Below are 20,926 nucleotides of genomic sequence, written 5' to 3' on the forward strand. Positions count from 1 at the left end.
GTGTGTAGCTTTAGCGAGGTCTACACGAGCTACAGCGCCACGCTGCGCAGACCAAAACTGCGCGCTTCGTTCTGCAGCACCGGGCGCACCGCGTCGATCAGGCGCGCGGCGGCGGCATCGACGGAGAGGCCCGCCGTGTCCACCACCGCCGTCGCACGCGAATACAGCGGCTCGCGGCTGCGCAAAATGTTGCGCAACTCCGTCATGGCGGAACGATCATCCGCCATCGGCCGCAGATCGCCCTGGCGGCGGACGCGGGTCATGTGCTCCTCGGGCTCGGCCTTCAGCCAGATCGTGTAGAACGACGACAGGATCTGGTCGAAGGTCAGGGGCTCCGAGACGATGCCGCCGCCGGTCGCCAGCACCATCAGCTCGTTGCGCGCGAGCAGCTGCTGCAGCGCCGCCTGCTCCATGCGGCGAAAGCCTTCCTGGCCGTACAGCGCGATGATCTCGGCGACCGAGAGGCCGTTCTGTTGCTCGACCTCCTTGTTGAGCTCTACAAAACTCCAGCCGACCTTCTTCGCCAGCATCCTGCCGAGCGTGGATTTGCCGGCGCCGCGCAGGCCGATCAGCGCGATGCCGCAGAATGGCGCGCGCCGCTGCGCCGATGCGCTGCCGCCGGCGAGCAGATCTTTGGCCTGCGCGATCTGCGCCGGCGTCGCCTTGCGCAGGAGATCGCGAAACATCTGCCAGTCCGGCGTCGGGTCGGCGCTGGGCAGCAGGTCTTCGAGATGCGCACCCATCGCGTCGGAGACACGGCGGAGCAGCACGATCGAGACATTGCCCTTGCCGCTTTCGAGCTGCGCGATGTAGCGCTCAGAGATTCCTGATACCTTGGCGAGCACTTTGCGCGACATGCCGCGCAGTGCGCGCATGGTGCGCACGCGCTGGCCGAGCTGTTCGAGAAATCGGGATTCGGCGTCGGGACTGTCGGTCATGAGCCTTCTTTAGCGGAGGTCCTGCGGCGCGTTTTAATGAAACATAATGCCTGCTAGCATTGACAGCAAGCCGCCGCGGTGTCTTTCTATGAATTATAATTCTAAATTCGGGGGAGAAGTCCGTGAGCGAGGGATCCTATAACGCGGTGACCTGGCTGCTCGACCGTAACGTCGAGGAAGGGCGTGGCAACAAGCTCGCCTTCGACGACACCGTCTCGCGGCTCACCTATGGCGAGCTTCAGCGCGAAAGCCGCCGCGCCGCCAACATGCTGCGCCGTCTCGGCGTCCGCCGCGAGGAGCGCGTGGCGATGATCATGCTCGATACGGTCGATTTCCCGCTTCTGTTCCTGGGCGCGATCCGCGCCGGCATCGTGCCGGTGCCGCTCAACACGCTGCTGACCGCGGATCAATACGCCTACATCCTCGCCGACTGCCGTGCCCGCGTGCTGTTCGTCTCCGAAGCGCTCTATCCCGTCATCAAGGACGTCGTCGGCCGCATGCCCGATCTCGAGCATGTCGTGGTCTCCGGCGCCAAGCAGAACGGCCACAAGCAACTCGCCGAGGAGCTCGCGGGCGAGAGCGATCAGTTCACCACCGCCGCGACGCATCCGGACGAGCCGGCATTCTGGCTCTATTCGTCCGGCTCGACCGGCATGCCCAAGGGCGTGCGCCATCTGCATTCGAACCTGCAGGCCACCGCCGACACCTACGCAAAGCAGGTGCTCGGCATTCGCGAGAGCGACGTCTGCCTCTCCGCGGCAAAGCTGTTCTTCGCCTATGGTCTCGGCAATGCGCTGACCTTCCCGATGTCGGTCGGCGCCACCGTGGTGCTGAACAGCGAGCGTCCGACGCCCGCACGCATGTTCGACCTGATGAACCGCTACAACCCGTCGATCTTCTACGGCGTGCCGACCCTGTTCGCGGCCATGCTCAACGACGAGACGATGAAGGGCGAGCGTGGCGGAAAGAGCTTGCGCATCTGCACCTCGGCCGGCGAGGCGTTGCCGGAATCCGTCGGCAACAGCTGGAAGGCGCGCTTCGGCGTCGACATTCTCGACGGCGTCGGCTCGACCGAGCTCTTGCACATCTTCCTGTCGAACGCGCCCGGCGACATCAAATACGGCTCCTCCGGCAAGCCGGTGCCGGGCTACGCGGTGCGGCTGGTCAACGAGGCCGGCCAGGACGTCGCCGACGGCGAGGTCGGCGAGCTCCTGGTCGATGCGCCTTCCGCAGGCGAGGGCTACTGGAACCAGCGCCACAAGAGCCGCCGCACCTTCGAGGGCCCTTGGACCCGCACCGGCGACAAATATGTCCGGGATGCCGAGGGCCGCTACACCTTCTGCGGCCGTGCCGACGACATGTTCAAGGTCTCCGGCATCTGGGTTTCGCCGTTCGAGGTCGAGAGCGCGCTGATCACGCATCCGGCGGTGCTGGAAGCGGCCGTCGTGCCCGAGGCCGATCCGGAAGGCCTCCTGAAACCGAAGGCCTTCGTCGTGCTGCGTCCGGGCGCAGCGACGGCGGACTTGCAGGAGATGCTGAAGGAGCACGTCAAGCAGAAGATCGGCCCGTGGAAATATCCGCGCTGGATCGACGTGGTGGACTCGCTGCCGAAGACGGCGACGGGCAAGATCCAGCGGTTCAAGCTGCGGGAAGGGGCGAATTGAGCGGGCGCGCATGTTGATGGTGATTGACACTGTCGCGGCAAACTCCACTGCGCTCCCTCCCCCCTTGCGGGGGAGGGCAGGGGAGGGGGGTAGCCCAGGAAAAGGTATTCGTTGCCGCGTGCCAGATGTTCTTCGTCACACTCGGAGTCCCCGCGTGGCACCCCTCTCCCTAGCCCTCCCCCGCAAGGGGGGAGGGAACGATGGAGTGAGCGGCGCGTGATTGCGTTCCTCGCTGAACAAGACGGAAGAGCAGAGTGACAGCATGACCAATCTCAGCCCCACAGGCTTCCTCAGCATCGGTGGCGCCAGCCTCGAATACAAATGGCTGGCGCCGCAATCGGCGGGCGCGCCGACCATCGTCATGCTGCACGAAGGCCTCGGCTCGGTCGGCCTCTGGGGCGACTTACCGGAAAAGCTTCGAGAGGCGACCGGTGCCGGCATCTTCGTCTATTCGCGTGCGGGCTACGGGCAGTCGAGCCCGGTCGCGCTGCCGCGGCCGCTCGATTACATGCAGCGCGAGGCGCTGGACGTGCTGCCGAAACTGCTCGATGCGATCGGCTTCAGACGTGGCCTCCTGCTCGGCCATTCCGACGGCGCCTCGATCGCGACGATCTATGCCGGCGCGCATCAGGATCATCGCCTGAACGGCCTCGTGCTGATCGCGCCGCATTTCATCGTCGAGGACATCTCGGTGAAATCCATCGCCGCGATCAAGACCGCCTTCGAGACCACCGATCTCAAGACCAAGCTCGCGCGCTGGCACAAGGACGTCGACAACGCCTTCTACGGCTGGAACGGCGCCTGGCTCGATCCGAAATTCCGCGACTGGGACATCTCGGAATATCTCGCCTATATCCGCGTACCTGTCATGGTCCTGCAAGGTGTGGACGACCAATATGGCACGCTGCGCCAGGTCGAGATCGCGCAGGAAGAGTGTTATTGTCCGGTAGATTTGAAAGTCATTTCAGGCGCGGGACATTCCCCGCATCGTGAAGCGCCGGGGGCGACGCTTGACGCGATCGAGCAATTTGCAAAGGCGGCCCTGCGCGACGACCAGGGACTTCAGGGACGCGCCGCATGACGTTGCGGAGGCGCACCTGTCATGAGTGCGCCGCCGAATGCGAGCGGCCAATTGCCGTGGCCGCTATGGGCCTATGTGCCGGGCGAGGCCGCCGGGCTTGATGCCGACTACGTGACGCTCGACATGGCCAAGGCGCTGGTGCCCTCGGCCTTTCGCGGCCATGTGCCGGCGCGCCATCCGGCACTGCGCTACGGGCTCGCGCTCAACGACCGCGGCTATTTCTGGGAAGCGCAGGAGGTGCTGGAGGCGGTGTGGGCCGCGGCGCCCCAGGGCGGCCGCGAGCGCATTCTGCTGCGGGCCTGTATCCACGTCGCCAATGCGAATTTGCGGCTGCGCATGCAGAGGTCGCATTCGGCGGCACGGCTGTTCGGCGAGGCGCTGGCGGAGCTGCGCGCGCTGAGCGCGCGCAAGACGGCCGCAGTCGGCGACGGCTTTGTCGAGAGCTTCCCCATTGCGGCGCTGACGGCCCTGCTCCAGGCCAAGATCGGCCGTCCCCAGCTCTCCAAGGCCGACTGGATCGCACTCGGCGCCATCGTGCGGTCCTAGGCGCCCTCATGAAACAAAGTGCATGTCTTGGCCGTTAGGGACTAGACGCACGCCAAAATGTGCATTATTGTGCATCTAACGGTTAAACCAAGACGAACTCAAGGGTGGCCCATGGCCGGGGAAGATCGGCGCCTCGCAGGCGGCGCGACATTCATCGATTTCCAGACCGAACCGTCCCGCTACAAGCACTGGAAGCTCGCGGTCGACGGCGACGTCGCGACCCTGACCATGGACGTCGACGAGAATGGCGGCCTGTTCGAGGGCTATCTGCTCAAGCTCAATTCCTACGACCTCGGCGTCGACATCGAGCTTGCCGATGCGATCCAGCGGCTGCGCTTCGAGCATCCCGAGGTGAAGGTCGTGGTGATGCGCTCGGCCAAGAACCGCGTGTTCTGTGCCGGCGCCAACATCCGCATGCTCGCGGGCTCCACCCATGCCCACAAGGTCAATTTCTGCAAGTTCACCAACGAGACCCGCAACGGCATCGAGGATTCGTCCGAGAATTCCGGCCAGCGCTTCATCACCGTGGTGAACGGCTCGGCCGCCGGCGGCGGCTATGAGCTCGCGCTCGCGACCGACCACATCATCCTCGCCGACGACGGTGCTTCCTCGGTGGCGCTGCCCGAAGTGCCGCTGCTCGCGGTGCTGCCGGGCACCGGCGGCCTCACCCGCGTCGTCGACAAGCGCAAGGTGCGCCGCGACCATGCCGACTTCTTCTGCACCATCGAGGAAGGCGTGAAAGGCAAGCGCGCCGTGCAGTGGCGTCTCGTCGACGAGATCGCGCCGAACTCCAAGCTGGAAGGCAGGATTGCCGAGCGCGTCAAGGAATTCGCAGCTTCCTCCAGGCGCAGCGGCAGCGGCAAGGGCATTGCGCTGACGCCGCTCAGGCGCATCGTCGACGAGACCAGCCTGCGCTACGGCTTCGTCACCGTCGACGTCGATCGTGCCGCCCGCATCGCCACCATCTCGATCAAGGCGCCGGAGACGGCGCCGCCCGCCGACATCGACGGCATGATGGCGCAGGGCGCTTCGTTCTGGCCGCTCCAGGTCGCGCGCGAGCTCGACGATGCGATCCTGCATCTGCGCATCAACGAGCTCGAGATCGCCATGCTGGTGTTCAAGAGCCATGGCGACCGCGCCCATGTGCTCGCAGCCGACGCCTTCCTCGACACCAACAAGGCGCACTGGCTGGTCAACGAGATCAGGCATTACTGGAAGCGCGTGCTGAAGCGTATCGACGTCACCTCGCGGACGCTGGTGACGCTGGTCGAGCCCGGCTCCTGCTTTGCCGGCACGCTCGCCGAGCTCGTCTTCGCCGCCGATCGCTCCTACATGCTGATCGGCACCCGCCAGGGCGACAACCGGCCGCCGCCGTCGATCGAGCTGTCGGCGATGAACTTTGGCCCGTATCCGATGAGCCATGGCCTGACGCGGCTGCAGTCGCGCTTCCAGGCCGACCCGTCCGACCTGGAGCGCGCGGAAGCCACCGTCGGCACCAGCCTCGACGCCGAGGAGGCCGAGGAGCTCGGCCTCGTCACCTTCGCGCTCGACGACATCGACTGGGATGACGAGGTCCGCGTGTTTCTGGAGGAGCGCGCCAGCTTCTCGCCCGACAGCCTCACCGGCATGGAAGCGAGCCTCCGCTTCGTCGGCCCGGAGACGATGGAATCAAAGATCTTCGCGCGCCTCACCGCCTGGCAGAACTGGATCTTCCAGCGCCCGAACGCGGTCGGCGAGGAAGGCGCGCTCCGCCGTTACGGCAGCGGGCAGAAGCCGAAATTCGATATGACGCGGGTTTGATGACTCTCGTGTCCCGGGCGCGCTGCGGCACGAAGTGACGCTGCGCAGAACCGGGACCCATAGTGGACCGAATCATGGGTCCCGGCTCTGCAGTGCACCGCTTCGCGCTGCGCAGTGTCCGGGACAAGAGACAGACCAAGGAGCACGGCCATGAACATGAACATCATGAACGTCGACTACTCGACCAAGATTCCCAACAACGTCAATCTCGCCGAAGACCGCCAGGTGCTGAAGGCGCTCGAAGGCTGGCATCCCGGCTACATGGACTGGTGGAGCGACATGGGGCCGGAAGGTTTTCAGGAGTCGCTGGTGTATCTGCGCACCGCCTACTCCGTCGATCCGCGCGGCTGGGCCAAGTTCGACTATGTCCGCATGCCCGACTATCGCTGGGGCATCCTGCTTGCGCCGCAGGAAGAGAACCGCGTCGTTCCCTTCGGCGAGCATTATGGCGAGCCGGCCTGGCAGGAAGTGCCAGGCGAGCATCGCGCCATGCTGCGCCGCCTGATCGTGATCCAGGGTGACACCGAGCCGGCCTCGGTCGAACAGCAGCGCCACCTCGGCAAGACCGCGCCCTCGCTCTACGACATGCGCAACCTGTTCCAGGTCAATGTCGAGGAAGGCCGCCACCTCTGGGCGATGGTCTACCTGCTCCAGAAGTATTTCGGCCGCGACGGCCGCGAGGAAGCCGACGATCTGCTGCGCCGCCGCTCCGGCGATGCGGACGCGCCGCGCATGCTCGGCGCCTTCAACGAGGCGACGCCGGACTGGCTGTCCTTCTTCATGTTCACCTACTTCACTGACCGTGACGGCAAGATGCAGCTGCACAGCCTCGCGCAGTCCGGCTTCGATCCCTTGTCGCGCACCTGCCGCTTCATGCTCACGGAAGAAGCGCACCACATGTTCGTCGGCGAGACCGGCATCACCCGTGTCGTGCAGCGCACCTGCGATGCGATGCGCGAAGCCGGCATCACCGATCCCACCGACATCGCCAAGGTCCGCGCGCTCGGTGTGATCGACCTGCCGACCATCCAGAAGAAGCTGAACCTGCACTACACGCTGTCGCTCGACCTGTTCGGCTCCGAGGTCTCGACCAACGCGGCCAACGCCTTCAACGCCGGCATCAAGGGCCGCTATCACGAGACCCAGATCGAGGACGATCACCAGCTCAAGAACGCCACCTATCCGGTGCTCAAGTTCATCAACGGCGAGATCAAGCTGGTGGACGAGCCGGCGCTGACCGCGCTCAACATGCGCCTGCGCGACGATTACAGCCAGGATTGCGTCAAGGGCATGCTGCGCTGGAACAAGGTGATCTCGACCGCGGGCTACGACTTCAAGCTGACCTTGCCCAACGTCGCCTTCCACCGCCACATCGGCGAGTTCAAGGACGTCCACGCCACACCCGACGGCATTTTGATCGACGATGCCACCTGGGCCAAGCGCAAGGACGAGTGGCTGCCTTCGACGGCCGACGGCGACTTCATCACCTCCTTGATGCAGCCCGTCACCGAAACCGGCAAGTTCGCCTCCTGGATCTCGCCGCCGAAAGTCGGCATCGACAACAAGCCCGGCGATTTCGAGTACGTGAAGATCGAGTCGTAACGGCTGCTTGCGAGACGCGACGACCGCGCCATACGAAGACTGTCATCACCCGCGAAAGCGGGTGATCCAGTATTCCAGAGACAGCAGAGATAAATCGAGGAGCCGCGGCGTACTGGATGCCCCGGTCAAGCCGGGGCATGACAGCGGAGTGTGGGCGCCGCCGCCTAACCCGCGATCTCCAGCCCGGCATTGGCGTAGACCACGCCGCCATCCACCGCGATGGTGTTGCCGACCACGTAATCGCCGGCACGCGAGGCGAGATAGATCGCGACCCCTGCCATGTCCTCGTCGGTTCCGATGCGCCGCGCCGGAATGCGCTTGGCGACCTCGTCCGAATGGTCGCGCGCGGCCCGGTTCATGTCGGACTTGAACGCGCCGGGCGCGATCGCGGTGACGTTGATGTTGTCCTTGATCAGCTTCGTCGCCATGCGCCGCGTCAGATGGATCACGGCGGCCTTGCTGGCGGCGTAGGAATAGGTCTCGCCCGGATTGACGAAGATGCCGTCGACCGAGGCGATGTTGATGACCTTGGCCGGACGTTCTGCGCTTGCCGCCGCGCGCAGCGGCTTCGCCAGCGCCTTGGTCAGGAAGAACAGCGACTTGACGTTGAGGTCCATCACCTTGTCCCAGCCGCTTTCGGGGAATTCGTCGAACTCCGCGCCCCAGGCCGCGCCGGCATTGTTGACGAGGATGTCGAGCTTCGGCTCCAGCTTGATGATTTCGCCCGCGAGCTTGTCGCAGCCCTCGACGGTCGAGATGTCGATCGGCAGCGCGATGCACTCGCCGTCATATTGGTCTGAGAGCTCTTTCGCCGTCGCCTCGCACGGCCCGGCCTTGCGCGCGGTGATGTAGACCTTCGCAGCGCCCTGCGCCAGGAAGCCCGCCGCGATCATCTTGCCGATGCCGCGCGAGCCGCCGGTCACGAGTGCGATGCGGCCTTTGAGCGAGAACAGATCGTTGAACATGGTACCTCCCTTTGGTTTGGCGACGTTTTGGGCGGGGAGGGGGAGGGAGTCAATCGCGTCGTCGTCCTGGCCTTCGCCAGGGCGACGGCAGAGTTGGTTATGGCCGCGGCTGCATCAGCCTCAACTTGTCGTCCCGGCCTAGTGCGCAATTGCGCACGGGGGCCGGGACCCATAACCACAGGGAGAAGTTTGGCGAAGACTCGTTGTCCGGTACTCATACCAACCGCAATCGATAGATTCCGCGGTATGAGTCCCGGCCTACGCCGGGACGACAGCGGGGGTGAGGCTACGCCGCCGCAATCCGGCGGAAGCCGTTCCACATCGCGGTCGCGGCGCCCGAGGTCAGCACCGGCAGGATCCGCGCGTCCTGGTAATTGCCGTTGAGCGAGACGCGCGGCAGCGCGGTCATGTGGCCGGCGTTCTCGGCGAACAGCATGCCGGGTCGTGTCGTCACCGCGGTCTTGAAGCCGGCCGATGCGGCCAGCGCAAATTCGCGCATCCCGGCTGCCTCGCGGTCGCCATAGGGATAGGCGAAGTGCAGCACGGGACGCTCCAGTGCCTGCTCGATCCGCGCGCGGCTCACCGCCATCTCCTGCGCGGCGATCTCCTCGCTCTGCCTGGCGAGATTGCAATGGCTGATGGTGTGCGCGCCGATCGTGACCAGCGGATCTGCGGCGAGCTGCTTCACCCCGTCCCAGGACAGGCAGAGGGTGCGGCACAGCGCTTCCATGTCGACGCCATGCCTGGCGCAGAGCGCCGCGATCTCGCGCGAGAGATCATGCTCGCCCGGCAGCGCGCGCAGCCAGTCGTGCAGGCGGTCGAACGCCGCCTGTTTCGCGGCAGGCGTCGTCGCGTCGAGCCGGAGCGCGGAATCGCCGATTGTTACGTCGATCTGCTCGGCCCCGGCGATCACGGCTTCCAGCGCCGTCCACCACAGCCGCCCGGTGCCCTCGGCGAAATCGCTCGCGACATAGACCGCCAAAGGCGCGTCAAATTCGCGCAGCACTGGCAGCGCATGGTCCAGATTATCGCGATAGCCGTCGTCGAGGGTGAAGGCGGCGAAGCGGCGGGTGAACCGGCCCTGCGCCAGCCGCTCATGCAGCTCGTCCATGCTGACGATGTCGATGTCGCGCGAGCGCAGATGGCGCAGCGTCGCGCGCAGGAAATCCGGGGTGACCTCCAGATGCCGGTTCGGCTGGAACGCGGCGTCGCGGGCCGGCCGCACGTGGTGCAGCATGAAAATGGCGCCGACGCCCGACAGGAGCGGGCGCAACAGGTGGTGCGCTCCGCTGAAATAGAGTGCTCCCAGCCCGGCGCGGATGACGTTGTTACGAAGTTGTTTCATGACCCGCTGGCGGACTCTGGCCTTCCGTTTTCAACTTACGGAAGAACCCTTGAAGAAAAAGTTATTCCAATTGTCCACGCAAAGGCCTTGCGAGGGCCGCCATTTCCGGTTTGACAGCCTGCCAAGGGTTTGTTTTGTCTCCGGTTCCAGAGTTCGGGTCGTCGAATGCAGAAGCTTTTCAGGTGGGCCAGCAAATGGTGGCCAGGGCTGATCCCCCTGGCCGTCATGTGGGGATTTGCGGCCTGGAATAACACCTTACCGGTCGAGGCGGACCTGTCTGCCCGCAGCTCGGCGGCGCTCAAGGATACCGTTCTGGACAAGACCCGGATCGCGGTGGACGGCCGCGACGTCAGCCTGGCCGCGGACGCCTTTTCCGAGGAAGGGCGCCGTGACGCCGTGATGGCGGTGGAGATCGTCCCGGGCGTGCGCCTGGTCGACGACCGGACCCGCCTCGTTGCCGAGGCGAAGCCCTTCGTCTGGAACGCCGAGCGTGACGTGGTGCGGGTGACGCTGTCGGGCTCCGCGCCCTTGCCGTCGATGAAGGCCCGCCTGACGGAGGTCGCACGCAAGGAGGTCGGCGGCGTCGAGGTGGCCGATCAGATGGGGCTGGCGCGTGGCGCGCCACCGCGTTTCGAGGCCGCCGCGATGCTTCTGCTCGACCAGATCGGCAAGCTCAAGGACGGCAAGATCACGATCTCCGACACAAAGGTCAATCTGTCGGGGATGGCGCGCGAGCTCGGCGGACGCGAGGCGATCGCGGCTGCGCTGAAGAATTTGCCGGAAGGGTTCTCGATCGCCGCCAACGACATCAAGGCGCCGCCCTACATCTTCCAGGCCTACAAGGACCCGGTTGCCGCGACCGTGACGCTGACCGGCTATGTTCCGGACAACAATGTCCATGCGGCGATCGCGACCAGCGCGTCGCGAAAATTCTTCAACGAGAAGGTCGTCGACAATCTCAAGGCCAGCCTCGGTGCGCCCGGCGCCTTCAATCCCGCCGTGGTCGCAGCGCTCGGAGCGCTGTCGCGGCTGTCGACCGGCACGCTCGTGGTGTCCGATCGCGAGGTGAAGCTGTCGGGCGATGCGCTCTATGAAGGCGCTGCCAACGACATTCGTGCCGGCCTCGGCAAGGACTTCCCGAAAAACTGGCAGTACAAGCCGGAAATCACGGTGAAGCCCGCGCCGGGCCCGGTCGACGGCACCGTCTGCCAGCAATTGTTCTCCGAGCTCCTGACCAAGGGCAAGATCCGCTTCGCAACGAAGCGCGCCGACATCGATCCGGACTCTGCGGGAATCCTCGACCATCTGATCGAGACGGCGCTGCGCTGTCCCACCACCAATATCGAGGTCGCCGGGCACACTGATGCCGACGGTGAGGACGCGTTCAACCAGGCTCTCTCGGAGAAGCGCGCGCAGGCGGTGATCGACTATCTGGTCAAGGCCGGCCTTCCCGCCAGCCGCTTCGCCGCGGTCGGCCACGGCAGCACGCAGCCCGTCGCCGGTAACGACACCGACGACGGCAAGGCGCAGAACCGCCGCATCGAATTTCTGGTGAGGTGACGATGCCCTATCTCCTCTCGTTCCATCTGGGCTGGCTGATCGGATCGCTGGTGCTGGGTTTCTGCATGGGCTGGATCTCGGTGGTCCAGCGCGGCAACGGCACCTCGAAGGTCACCGCGCGCTGGCTCGCCGCGCTCGCCGTCGCGCTGGTCGCGGCCTCGTTCGCGCATGTGGTCCCCGGCCGCTTCGGCTACTGGCTCGACCTCGGCCTCATCATGTTCGCCTGCTACCTGGTCGGCTGCACCATCGGCGCCTGGCTGCGCGACCGGGTGGTCTCGCGGAGCCAGCCAGCGGCTTGAGTCTCGGGGCCCGCCTTAAGGGGGCGCCTGCCTGACATCGCGATAACGGATTGATGGGTAGCCAAATTACCCAATGGAGAAAGCGCGCTTGACAATAATACGTACGTACGTATTATGCGCTCCATGCCAAAGCCCTCGCTCAAAGACGCCATCCTCGACGCCGGCCTCAAGGTCATGTTCCGGACCGGCTATCACGGCACCAGCGTGCGCGACGTCACCGCTGCGGCGGGTGCGCCGCAGGGGTCCTTCACCAACCATTTCCGCTCCAAGGAAGCGTTCGCTTCGGAGGTGCTCGACCGCTACTTCGACGTCACCAGGGCGCTGGTCGCAGAAGCGCTTGAGGACACCTCGCTGACGCCGCGCGCGCGCCTCAAGCGCTATCTCGACATCATCACCGGGCGGCTCGAGGCCGACGGTTATGGTCGTGGCTGTCTGATCGGCGATCTCAGCCTGGAGGCGACCGGCAGCAGCGAAATGCTGCGCACACGCCTGACCGAGATTTTTGCCGAATGGCGCGTGCCGTTCGCGGCCTGCATCGCCGACGCTCAGGCGCACGGCGAGATCGCATCCGATTTCGAGCCCGGGGAGCTCGCCGACTTCCTGCTCGCGTCCTGGCAGGGGGCGATCCTGCGGATGAAGGTCGATCGCAATCCGAAAGCGCTCGAACGTTTCAAGACCATCGCATTTCAAACCGTGTTCAGGGAGCCGACATGAGCAAGCCAATCGAGATCGAGATTCGCAACGCGCCCGTGCTGGGAAGCAGCATGGCTTATCGCGAGACGGGTGCGCAGGATGCGCCGGTCGTGCTGTTTCTGCACGGCAACCCAACCTCGTCGCACATCTGGCGCAACATCCTGCCGTTGGTGTCACCGGTCGCGCATTGCATTGCGCCCGATCTCATCGGCCTCGGCCAATCCGGCAAGCCCGACATCGCCTACCGCTTCTTCGACCATGTCCGCTATCTCGATGCGTTCATCGAACAGCGCGGCATCACATCGGCCTATCTCGTCGCGCAGGACTGGGGCACCGCGCTCGCATTTCATCTCGCCGCGCGCCGGCCGGATTTCGTGCGCGGATTAGCCTTCATGGAATTCATCCGCCCGATGCCGACCTGGCAGGATTTCCACCATACCGAGGTCGCGGAGGAGCAAGACCATGCCGAGGCGGCGAGAGCGGTCTTTCGCAAGTTCAGGACGCCTGGCGAGGGTGAGGCCATGATCCTCGAGGCGAATGCGTTCGTCGAGCGCGTTCTGCCCGGCGGAATCGTCCGCAAGCTCAGCGACGAAGAGATGGCGCCCTATCGTGCGCCGTTCCCGACGCCCGAGAGCCGTCGCCCCGTTCTTGCGTTTCCCCGCGAACTGCCGATCGCGGGAGAGCCTGCCGATGTCTATGAGGCGCTCCAATCCGCCCACGCGGCGCTGGCCGCATCTTCCTATCCGAAACTGCTATTCACGGGCGAACCGGGCGCGCTGGTCTCGCCGGAATTTGCCGGGCGGTTTGCGGCCTCGCTTAGGCATTGCGCGTTGATCCGGCTCGGCGCGGGATTGCATTATCTGCAGGAGGACCACGCTGACGCAATCGGCCGATCGGTGGCCGGCTGGATCGCCGGCATCGAGGCGGTGCGTCCGCAGCTCGCCGCGTGAGGAGGGATGCGATGTCGGATGTGACGATCATTTATTGCCGTCCCTGCGGCTACGAGAAGCGTGCGAAGGAAGTTGCCGCGGCGCTGCGCCGGCAACTGGCGCTGGAGGCGGATCTCGTGGCCGGCAAGGGCGGCATCTTTCAGGTCAAACTCTGCGACAAGATTGTCGCCAGCCGCAGCAAGGGCCATTTTCCCGGCACCGACGAGATCGTCGCGGCCGTTACCGCGGCGCGGCATTGATCCGGGGAGGTACGCAGATGTCGGTTGTCTGGAACGAAGGTCTGGCGGCAATCGACTGGAACGAGCTTTCCGCGCTCTACCGCATCGCTCCGCTCGGCAACAAGACACCAGCCGATCTCGCGCTCGTGTTCGGCAACAGCATGTTCAGTGCCTTCGCTTATGACCAGCGCCGGCTGGTGGGCGCCGGCCGGGCGCTGGCGGACGGCCGCGACTGCGCCTATCTCTGTGACGTCGCGGTGCACCCGGACTGTCAGGGGCAAGGCCTCGGCCGCGAGATCATCGAGCGGCTGCTGGCGCGATGCCGCGGACATCGCAAAATCATCCTCTACGCGGTGCCTGGCAAAGAGGGCTTTTATGAGCGTCTCGGCTTCCGCCGGATGACGACGGCCATGGCGATTTTCGACGACCAGGCCAGCGCCTATCAGCGCGGCTATCTGACCGCCCCTTAAGCTGCCGCTGCGCTGCACCCGTCCGGTGCATCGGGAAATCCGTCCAGAACGACCCCGTCGCCCCTCTTTCAACAGCCGGGCGTGGTCCATAGATTGACGTCAGCTTAAAACGTGACGGAACATTGTGCGGCCGAAATCATCAAAACTTCATGGCGCCTGCGCAGGATTGCCATGGAGATTCGCGTCAGCCTTGCCGCCGAAAGCGCCAAACCGTGCATCCGGAGCCTGCAACCCTGCCTAAAATATTGAAGGCACGTGATTTTGTTCGAATTGACGAATTCCACTCCGCCGCAAAACGCGCTAGTGGAGGGGCAGGGGGCACGCGCGATGCCGGAGCCGGCGGCGAGGGTTCGTTGAGTGCCTGTACGTCGTCCGTCTGTTCGCCGGCCGTCCTGGCCGTTGAAGCGTTGTTCGAGGTCTAGATGCTGGAAGCCATACGCAGGGCGACGACGTTGCTGCGGCAGAAGCAAATCCTGCATAAGCTTGGAGTTGTGATCAGCGTCGCGGTCATCGGCATCGCTTGCTATGTGCTGTACCACATGCTGCGCGGCATCGACTTCAACGAGGTGATCGAGGCGATCAAGAGCACCGAGCCGAGCCAGATTGCGATGGCGGCGCTGTTCGTGGCCGCGGGCTATTTCACCCTGACCTTCTACGACCTGTTCGCCGTGCGCGCGATCGGCCACGCCCACGTGCCTTACCGCATCAATGCGCTCGCCGCCTTCACCAGCTATTCGATCGGCCACAATGTCGGCGCCAGCGTCTTCACCGGCGGCGCGGTGCGCTACCGCATCTATTCGGCCTATGGGCTGAACGCGATCGACGTCGCAAAGATCTGCTTCCTCGCCGGCCTGACCTTCTGGCTCGGCAATGCCGCTGTGCTGGGGCTCGGCATCTCCTACCATCCGGAGGCGGCGGCCTCGATCGACCAGCTTCCGCCCTGGCTGAACCGGACGCTGGCGCTGATGATCATCGTGGGACTGGTCGGCTATGTGGTCTGGGTCTGGACCCAGCCGCGCGTGGTCGGCCGCGGGCCCTGGACCGTGGTGCTGCCGGGCGGGCCGCTGACGCTGCTCCAGATTGCGATCGGCATCATCGATCTCGGCTTCTGCGCGCTCGCGATGTACGTGCTGGTCCCGGACGAGCCCAATCTCGGCTTCGTCGTGGTCGCGGTGATCTTCGTCTCGGCGACCCTGCTCGGCTTTGCCAGCCACTCGCCCGGGGGCCTCGGGGTGTTCGACGCCGCCATGCTGGTCGGCCTCTGGCAGATGGACCGGGAGGAACTCCTCGGCGGCATGCTGCTGTTCCGCGTCCTCTATTATCTGTCCCCCTTCGTCATATCTGTAATCTTGCTGACGTTTCGCGAAGTTATAATCGGCGCCCGATCGAAGCGTTTGCAGCAGGCGGCGCTCAAGCTCGACCCCGGCCCGGCGCGTGAAGCCGCCTATGTGAGAGAGCGCAGCGACAGCGGCGCCTGATCGGCCAAGCCTTCAGGACAGGGCCGTCAGGACAAGCCCTTAGGAGAAGCCCGCCCGATGGCGATCGACGCCCCCTCGTCTCCCACCGCGCAGCCCTGGTCCGACCGGCTGCGGCACTCGACGATCATCCTGATCGCCGCGGCGCTGGCGCTGTCGGTCGTGGTCTCGCTCGGCGAATTGTCGGCGTTGCACGCCATTGCCGTGTTCCTCTGCATCGCCGCTGCGGCGCTGATCCCCTGGCGGCTGCACGACACCGCCGCCTCGCGCGACGATGTCAGGCGCATCAATCCGGTCGAGAGCGCCGCGGTGGCCGCGGTCGTCGCCGGCATGCCGGACCCGGCGGTGCTGCTCGACCGCGCCGGCCGCGTCATCCATCTCAACGCGGCCGCGGCCCAGCTCGCGCCGGCGCTGCGCCGGAACGAGCTCGCCCAGTTCGCGCTGCGCTCGCCGGAGATCATCACGGCGTTGCGCGAGTCGATCGCGACCACCGAGCCGCGGCGCGCGACCTATCTCGACCATGTCCCGGTCGATCGCTGGATGGAGCTGATCATCACGCCGGTGCCGGTGCCGACCACCTTCGGCGGCGCCGACAAATGCATGCTGATGACCTTCCACGACCAGACGCCGCTGCGCCGGGTCGAGGAGATGCGCGCCGACTTCGTCGCCAATGCCAGCCACGAGCTGCGCACGCCGCTCGCCGCGCTGTCCGGCTTCATCGACACGCTCCAGGGCCAGGCCAAGGACGACCCCAAGGCGCGCGAGCGCTTCCTCGGCATCATGCACAACCAGGCCACCCGCATGGCGCGCCTGATCGACGATCTGCTTTCGCTGTCGCGGGTCGAGCTGTCGGCCCATGTGCGGCCCGACACCCTGGTCGACCTGCTGCCGATCATCCGCCAGGTCGCCGACGGGCTCGAGCCGCTGGCGCGCGAGCGCCAGGTCGAGGTCGAGATCCATCTGCCGGAGCCGCCGGTGATGATCGCGGGCGACCGCGAGGAACTGCTCCGCCTGTTCGAGAACCTGATCGAGAACGCGCTCAAATACGGTGCCTCGGGCGGACGCGTCATCGTGTCACTGACCTCGGGCGCCGCCACTGATGGAACTCAGGAAATCCGGGTCATGGTCCGGGATTTCGGCCCCGGCATCGCGCCCGAGCACCTGCCGCGGCTGACCGAGCGGTTCTACCGGGTCGACGTCGGCGACAGCCGCTTGCAGGGCGGGACCGGGCTCGGATTATCGCTGGTGAAACATATTCTTAACCGGCATCGCGGCCGGCTTGTGATCGAAAGCGTGCCGAAACAGGGCGCCACTTTCACCGCCTGCTTTCCCCAGGTCAGGGCTCCGGCGACAGCCTGAAACTCAAGCGATTTCAATTGCTTGAGGCTGTCATCCGACTGTCACTAAACCTTCGTAAAAGCACAGCCGACCGCTCCTAAAGGGGCGGCACGGGGAGCGCGATCGGGCGCGGATGGCGCTTCGCTCCCCTGTATGGAGACCAGCATGAATTTCCTCAAAACATTCGTCGCTGCCGGCTTGGTCGCCGCATCGACGACAGCAGCCTTTGCTGCCGACATCACCGGCGCCGGCGCGACGTTCCCGTTCCCGATCTATTCCAAGTGGGCTGACGCCTACAAGAAGGAGACCGGCAACGGTCTGAACTACCAGTCGATCGGTTCCGGCGGCGGCATCAAGCAGATCCAGGCCAAGACCGTGACCTTCGGCGCCAGCGACGCGCCGCTCAAGGCCGAGCAGCTCGAGAAGGACGGCCTCGTCCAGTGGCCGATGGTGATGGGTGCCATCGTTCCCGTCGTCAACATCGAGGGCGTGAAGCCGGGCGAAATGGTGTTCGACGGCGAGACGCTCGCCAGCATCTATCTCGGCAAGATCACCAAGTGGGACGATGCCGCGATCAAGAAGCTCAATCCGAACCTGAAGCTGCCCTCGGACGCGATCACCGTGGTCCGCCGCTCGGACGGTTCGGGCACCACCTTCAACTTCACCAACTATCTCTCCAAGGCCAGCGCGGACTGGAAGAGCAAGGTCGGCGAGGGCACGGCCGTCGAGTGGCCGGTCGGCGTCGGCGCCAAGGGCAACGAGGGCGTGTCCGGCAACATCGGCCAGACCAAGAACTCGATCGGCTACGTCGAGTACGCCTATGCCAAGCAGAACAAGCTGACCTACGCCGGTCTCGTCAACAAGGCCGGCAAGCCGGTGCAGCCGACCGTCGAGGCCTTCCAGGCGGCCGCCTCGAACGCCGACTGGGCCAAGGCACCCGGCTACTACGTCATCCTGACCGACCAGCCCGGCGAGAAGTCCTGGCCGATCACGGCGGCGACCTTCATCCTCATGCACAAGGATGCCACCGACAAGGCGGCCTCGCAGGAAGCCATCAAGTTCTTCCGCTGGGCCTTCAAGAACGGCGGCAAGGCGGCTGAAGAGCTCGACTACATCCCGATGCCCGAGGGTGTCGTGACCCTGATCGAGAAGACCTGGGCTGCCGAGATCAAGAGCTAAGCACTCCTGTCCCGGACAGCGCGCCGGGATCTCAAAAGACCTCCGCTCCGGATCGGCCCAGCGCCGCATCCGGAGCGCAAGACCAACAACAAGACCGACAGCAAGCGTATATAACGGGTACAGGGGATCGGCGTGGCAGAGATGGCCGTTCAGAGCGATATAATCGACGACGCCGGACCGTATGATCGTGCCAAGGCCTTGAGCGCGTTCAAGCTCGGCGACGTTACCTTCTACTGGATCACGCGGCTCTCCGCGATCTCGGTGCTGCTGATCCTCGGCGGCATCATCGTTTCGCTGATCGTCGGCGCTTTCCCCGCGATCAAGGAATACGGCCTGTCGTTCCTGTGGACGCAGCGCTGGGCGCCGTCGGCGGATCCGCCCGTGCTCGGCGCACTCGGGCCAATGTACGGCACGCTCGTCACCTCCTTCATCGCGATGCTGATTGCCATTCCCGTTGGCCTCGGCATTGCGATCTTCCTCACCGAGCTCTGTCCGCAATGGCTGCGCCGCCCGATCGGGATGGCGATCGAGCTGCTCGCCGGCATTCCCTCGATCATCTACGGCATGTGGGGCTTCTTCGTGCTGGGCCCGTTCCTGGCCAACACCTTCCAGCCCTTCATGATCAAGATCTTCGACGGCGTCCCCGTCTTGGGCGCGATCTTCGCGGGGCCCCCGTCTTATCTCAGCCTGTTCAACTCCGCGCTGATCCTCGCCATCATGGTGCTGCCCTTCATCACCTCGATCTCGGTCGACGTGTTCAAGACGGTGCCGCCGGTGCTGAAGGAGGCCGCCTACGGCGTCGGCTGCACCACCTGGGAAGTCGTGCGCAGCGTGGTGATCCCCTACACCCGCGTCGGCGTCATTGGCGGCGTCATGCTGGCGCTGGGGCGCGCGCTCGGCGAGACCATGGCGGTGACGTTCATCATCGGCAACTCGTTCCGCATCTCGGGGTCGATCTTCGCGCCGGGCACCACGATCTCGGCGGCGATCGCATCCGAGTTCGCCGAGAGCGACGGCCTGCACCAGTCCGGCCTGATCCTGCTCGGCCTCCTGCTGTTCGTGCTGACGTTCTTCGTGCTCGCAGCGGCACGGCTGATGCTGATGCGGCTGGAAAAGAAGGCGGGGAACTGACGCCATGAACCCGATCTATTCACGCCGCCGCCGCAAGGACTTCGTCATCCGAGGCCTCTGCATGGCCGCCGCCGCCTTCGGCGTTACCTGGCTTGCGCTGATCCTGATCACGCTGCTCTACAACGGCATCGCCGGTCTGAACCTTGAGATTTTCGTGGCAGACACGCCGCCTCCGGGCTCGACCGAAGGCGGCCTGCGCAATGCCATCGTCGGTTCGATCATCATGACCGTGCTCGGCGTCGGCATCGGCGCGCCGCTCGGCCTGTTCGCCGGCACCTATCTCGCCGAGTACGGCCGCAACGACAAGCTGACCTCGGTGATCCGCTTCATCAACGACATCCTGCTCTCGGCGCCCTCGATCATCATCGGCCTGTTCATCTACGGCGCGGTGGTGGTGCCGATGCGCGGCTTCTCGGCGATCGCAGGCTCCCTCGCGCTCGCCGTCATCGTCATCCCGGTGGTGCTGCGCACGACCGAGGACATGCTGCTGCTGGTGCCGAACGCGCTGCGCGAGGCGGCGTCCGCCCTCGGCCTGCCGCGCTCGCTGGTGATCAAGCGCATCGCCTATCGCGCCGCCCGCTCCGGCCTCATCACCGGCGTGCTGCTCGCAACCGCCCGCGTCGCCGGCGAGACCGCGCCGCTGCTCTTCACCGCGCTGTCGAACCAGTTCTTCAGCCTCGGCCTGAACAAGACGATGGCCAACCTGCCGGTCACCATCAACAACTTCGTCCAGAGCCCCTACGCCTATTGGAAGCAGCTGGCCTGGAGCGGCGCGCTGCTGATCACGATTACCGTTCTTGCCCTGAATATTGGCGCGCGCATCCTTGGCGCCGAGAGGACCGCAAAATGAGTGAGCTTTCCGTATCGATGAGCGCGGCCGGTGGTTTGCCCCAGGCGCCGGTGTTGCCCGAGGCCCCGGCCAAGGTGACGGTGCGCAACCTCAACTTCTATTACGGCGAGCACCACGCGCTGAAGAACATCAACCTGACGCTCGGCGCCAACCGCGTCACCGCGTTCATCGGCCCGTCGGGGTGCGGCAAGTCGACCCTGCTGCGCATCTTCAACCGGATGTACGACCTCTATCCGGGTCAGCGCGCCACCGGCCAGCTCATGCTCGACCAGACCAACATCCTCGACGGCAAGCTCGACCTCAATCTGCTGCGCGCCCGGGTCGGCATGGTGTTCCAGAAGCCGACGCCGTTCCCGATGACGATCTACGAGAACATCGCCTTCGGCATCCGCCTCTACGAGAAGATCTCGAAGTCCGAGATGGACGACCGCGTCGAGAAGGCGCTGCGCGGCGGCGCGCTGTGGAACGAGGTCAAGGACAAGCTCAACGCCTCCGGCCTGTCGCTCTCCGGCGGCCAGCAGCAGCGCCTCTGCATCGCCCGCACCGTCGCGGTGCGGCCCGAGGTGATCCTGTTCGACGAGCCCTGCTCGGCGCTCGACCCGATCTCGACCGCCAAGGTCGAGGAGCTGATCCAGGAACTGTCCGAGAACTACACGATCGCGATCGTCACCCACAACATGCAGCAGGCGGCGCGCGTCTCCGACAAGACCGCCTTCATGTATCTCGGCGAGCTGATCGAGTTCGACGACACCAGCAAGATCTTCACGTCGCCGAGCGACCGGCGCACGCAGGATTACATCACCGGCCGGTTCGGCTGAGGAG

The 20,926-nt window shown here is 65.2% G+C and carries 20 protein-coding genes; 17 read left to right on the plus strand and 3 right to left on the minus strand.

Features of this window, described 5'->3' with window-relative positions:
- Positions 1-29 precede the first annotated feature (29 nt).
- Positions 30-938: a helix-turn-helix transcriptional regulator gene (locus E4K65_RS23390; protein WP_135176163.1), complete on the minus strand. Its 909-nt coding sequence runs from the start codon at positions 936-938 to the stop codon at positions 30-32.
- A gap of 122 nt (positions 939-1,060) precedes the next feature.
- On the opposite strand from E4K65_RS23390, the gene E4K65_RS23395 reads away from it, so the two are divergent.
- The 5 genes from E4K65_RS23395 to boxB all read left to right on the plus strand — a co-directional run bounded on the left by E4K65_RS23395 (position 1,061) and on the right by boxB (position 7,631).
- Entirely contained in the window at positions 1,061-2,602 is a 1,542-nt protein-coding gene (locus E4K65_RS23395) for a benzoate-CoA ligase family protein (RefSeq protein WP_025575567.1), read from the plus strand.
- A 262-nt stretch (positions 2,603-2,864) separates the two neighbouring features.
- Positions 2,865-3,683 carry an alpha/beta fold hydrolase gene (locus E4K65_RS23400; RefSeq protein WP_135176164.1) on the plus strand — a complete coding sequence of 273 codons (819 nt, stop codon included), beginning with the start codon at positions 2,865-2,867 and terminating at the stop codon, positions 3,681-3,683.
- A gap of 21 nt (positions 3,684-3,704) precedes the next feature.
- Positions 3,705-4,229 (plus strand): DUF309 domain-containing protein, encoded by a 525-nt coding sequence (locus tag E4K65_RS23405; protein ID WP_135176165.1) that lies wholly within the window; start codon positions 3,705-3,707, stop codon positions 4,227-4,229.
- Between the two features lie 111 nt (positions 4,230-4,340).
- Entirely contained in the window at positions 4,341-6,029 is a 1,689-nt protein-coding gene (boxC, locus tag E4K65_RS23410; RefSeq protein WP_135176166.1) for a 2,3-epoxybenzoyl-CoA dihydrolase, read from the plus strand.
- A 150-nt stretch (positions 6,030-6,179) separates the two neighbouring features.
- Positions 6,180-7,631, plus strand: coding sequence for a benzoyl-CoA 2,3-epoxidase subunit BoxB (gene boxB / locus E4K65_RS23415; protein WP_025575561.1), 1,452 nt, complete (start codon positions 6,180-6,182; stop codon positions 7,629-7,631).
- Between the two features lie 164 nt (positions 7,632-7,795).
- Here the strand turns inward: boxB and E4K65_RS23420 are convergent, their stop codons facing one another.
- Positions 7,796-8,596 carry an SDR family oxidoreductase gene (locus tag E4K65_RS23420; protein ID WP_135176167.1) on the minus strand — a complete coding sequence of 267 codons (801 nt, stop codon included), beginning with the start codon at positions 8,594-8,596 and terminating at the stop codon, positions 7,796-7,798.
- A gap of 286 nt (positions 8,597-8,882) precedes the next feature.
- Positions 8,883-9,941: a polysaccharide deacetylase family protein gene (locus E4K65_RS23425; protein ID WP_135176168.1), complete on the minus strand. Its 1,059-nt coding sequence runs from the start codon at positions 9,939-9,941 to the stop codon at positions 8,883-8,885.
- A 165-nt stretch (positions 9,942-10,106) separates the two neighbouring features.
- Between E4K65_RS23425 and E4K65_RS23430 the strand changes: the two genes are divergently transcribed.
- The 12 genes from E4K65_RS23430 to pstB all read left to right on the plus strand — a co-directional run bounded on the left by E4K65_RS23430 (position 10,107) and on the right by pstB (position 20,922).
- Positions 10,107-11,501 carry an OmpA family protein gene (locus E4K65_RS23430; RefSeq protein ID WP_025575556.1) on the plus strand — a complete coding sequence of 465 codons (1,395 nt, stop codon included), beginning with the start codon at positions 10,107-10,109 and terminating at the stop codon, positions 11,499-11,501.
- A gap of 2 nt (positions 11,502-11,503) precedes the next feature.
- Entirely contained in the window at positions 11,504-11,800 is a 297-nt protein-coding gene (locus E4K65_RS23435; RefSeq protein WP_025575554.1) for a hypothetical protein, read from the plus strand.
- Between the two features lie 123 nt (positions 11,801-11,923).
- Positions 11,924-12,514 carry a TetR/AcrR family transcriptional regulator gene (locus tag E4K65_RS23440; protein WP_167771086.1) on the plus strand — a complete coding sequence of 197 codons (591 nt, stop codon included), beginning with the start codon at positions 11,924-11,926 and terminating at the stop codon, positions 12,512-12,514.
- Positions 12,511-13,443, plus strand: a complete 933-nt coding sequence (locus E4K65_RS23445) for a haloalkane dehalogenase (protein ID WP_135176171.1) — start codon at positions 12,511-12,513, stop codon at positions 13,441-13,443. Before E4K65_RS23440 ends, E4K65_RS23445 begins: the two co-directional genes overlap by 4 nt.
- Positions 13,444-13,454: 11 nt before the next feature.
- Complete coding sequence (locus E4K65_RS23450; RefSeq protein WP_135176172.1) at positions 13,455-13,682, plus strand: Rdx family protein; 228 nt, start codon at positions 13,455-13,457, stop codon at positions 13,680-13,682.
- A 17-nt stretch (positions 13,683-13,699) separates the two neighbouring features.
- Positions 13,700-14,131, plus strand: coding sequence for a GNAT family N-acetyltransferase (locus tag E4K65_RS23455; RefSeq protein WP_135176173.1), 432 nt, complete (start codon positions 13,700-13,702; stop codon positions 14,129-14,131).
- Between the two features lie 422 nt (positions 14,132-14,553).
- Positions 14,554-15,609, plus strand: coding sequence for a lysylphosphatidylglycerol synthase domain-containing protein (locus E4K65_RS23465; protein WP_027542306.1), 1,056 nt, complete (start codon positions 14,554-14,556; stop codon positions 15,607-15,609).
- 57 nt (positions 15,610-15,666) lie between these two features.
- Positions 15,667-16,965, plus strand: coding sequence for an ATP-binding protein (locus E4K65_RS23470; RefSeq protein ID WP_135176175.1), 1,299 nt, complete (start codon positions 15,667-15,669; stop codon positions 16,963-16,965).
- A gap of 144 nt (positions 16,966-17,109) precedes the next feature.
- Complete coding sequence (gene pstS / locus E4K65_RS23475) at positions 17,110-18,123, plus strand: phosphate ABC transporter substrate-binding protein PstS (RefSeq protein ID WP_135176176.1); 1,014 nt, start codon at positions 17,110-17,112, stop codon at positions 18,121-18,123.
- A 141-nt stretch (positions 18,124-18,264) separates the two neighbouring features.
- Positions 18,265-19,254 (plus strand): phosphate ABC transporter permease subunit PstC, encoded by a 990-nt coding sequence (gene pstC / locus E4K65_RS23480; protein WP_167771087.1) that lies wholly within the window; start codon positions 18,265-18,267, stop codon positions 19,252-19,254.
- Positions 19,255-19,258: 4 nt separating this feature from the next.
- A complete protein-coding gene (pstA, locus tag E4K65_RS23485; protein ID WP_135176178.1) occupies positions 19,259-20,104 on the plus strand; it encodes a phosphate ABC transporter permease PstA in 846 nt (281 codons plus the stop codon).
- A complete protein-coding gene (gene pstB, locus E4K65_RS23490; protein ID WP_135176179.1) occupies positions 20,101-20,922 on the plus strand; it encodes a phosphate ABC transporter ATP-binding protein PstB in 822 nt (273 codons plus the stop codon). The genes pstA and pstB overlap by 4 nt, the downstream gene beginning before the upstream one ends.
- Positions 20,923-20,926 lie beyond the last annotated feature (4 nt).

This window comes from Bradyrhizobium niftali, from assembly GCF_004571025.1.
Taxonomy (GTDB): Bacteria; Pseudomonadota; Alphaproteobacteria; order Rhizobiales; family Xanthobacteraceae; genus Bradyrhizobium; species Bradyrhizobium niftali.

Excerpts from the sequence above, each read along its gene's own strand:
- E4K65_RS23405 (WP_135176165.1), top strand. The coding sequence starts at position 3,705 with ATGAGTGCGCCGCCGAATGCGAGCGGCCAATTGCCGTGGCCGCTATGG.
- E4K65_RS23455 (WP_135176173.1), top strand. The coding sequence starts at position 13,700 with ATGTCGGTTGTCTGGAACGAAGGTCTGGCGGCAATCGACTGGAACGAG.
- E4K65_RS23435 (WP_025575554.1), top strand. The coding sequence starts at position 11,504 with ATGCCCTATCTCCTCTCGTTCCATCTGGGCTGGCTGATCGGATCGCTG.
- E4K65_RS23430 (WP_025575556.1), top strand. The coding sequence starts at position 10,107 with ATGCAGAAGCTTTTCAGGTGGGCCAGCAAATGGTGGCCAGGGCTGATC.
- E4K65_RS23440 (WP_167771086.1), top strand. The coding sequence starts at position 11,924 with ATGCCAAAGCCCTCGCTCAAAGACGCCATCCTCGACGCCGGCCTCAAG.
- E4K65_RS23400 (WP_135176164.1), top strand. The coding sequence starts at position 2,865 with ATGACCAATCTCAGCCCCACAGGCTTCCTCAGCATCGGTGGCGCCAGC.
- pstA (WP_135176178.1), top strand. The coding sequence starts at position 19,259 with ATGAACCCGATCTATTCACGCCGCCGCCGCAAGGACTTCGTCATCCGA.
- pstB (WP_135176179.1), top strand. The coding sequence starts at position 20,101 with ATGAGTGAGCTTTCCGTATCGATGAGCGCGGCCGGTGGTTTGCCCCAG.
- E4K65_RS23390 (WP_135176163.1), bottom strand. The coding sequence starts at position 938 with ATGACCGACAGTCCCGACGCCGAATCCCGATTTCTCGAACAGCTCGGC.
- boxB (WP_025575561.1), top strand. The coding sequence starts at position 6,180 with ATGAACATGAACATCATGAACGTCGACTACTCGACCAAGATTCCCAAC.
- E4K65_RS23465 (WP_027542306.1), top strand. The coding sequence starts at position 14,554 with ATGCTGGAAGCCATACGCAGGGCGACGACGTTGCTGCGGCAGAAGCAA.
- boxC (WP_135176166.1), top strand. The coding sequence starts at position 4,341 with ATGGCCGGGGAAGATCGGCGCCTCGCAGGCGGCGCGACATTCATCGAT.
- E4K65_RS23450 (WP_135176172.1), top strand. The coding sequence starts at position 13,455 with ATGTCGGATGTGACGATCATTTATTGCCGTCCCTGCGGCTACGAGAAG.
- pstC (WP_167771087.1), top strand. The coding sequence starts at position 18,265 with ATGGCCGTTCAGAGCGATATAATCGACGACGCCGGACCGTATGATCGT.
- E4K65_RS23425 (WP_135176168.1), bottom strand. The coding sequence starts at position 9,941 with ATGAAACAACTTCGTAACAACGTCATCCGCGCCGGGCTGGGAGCACTC.
- pstS (WP_135176176.1), top strand. The coding sequence starts at position 17,110 with ATGAATTTCCTCAAAACATTCGTCGCTGCCGGCTTGGTCGCCGCATCG.
- E4K65_RS23470 (WP_135176175.1), top strand. The coding sequence starts at position 15,667 with ATGGCGATCGACGCCCCCTCGTCTCCCACCGCGCAGCCCTGGTCCGAC.
- E4K65_RS23445 (WP_135176171.1), top strand. The coding sequence starts at position 12,511 with ATGAGCAAGCCAATCGAGATCGAGATTCGCAACGCGCCCGTGCTGGGA.
- E4K65_RS23420 (WP_135176167.1), bottom strand. The coding sequence starts at position 8,596 with ATGTTCAACGATCTGTTCTCGCTCAAAGGCCGCATCGCACTCGTGACC.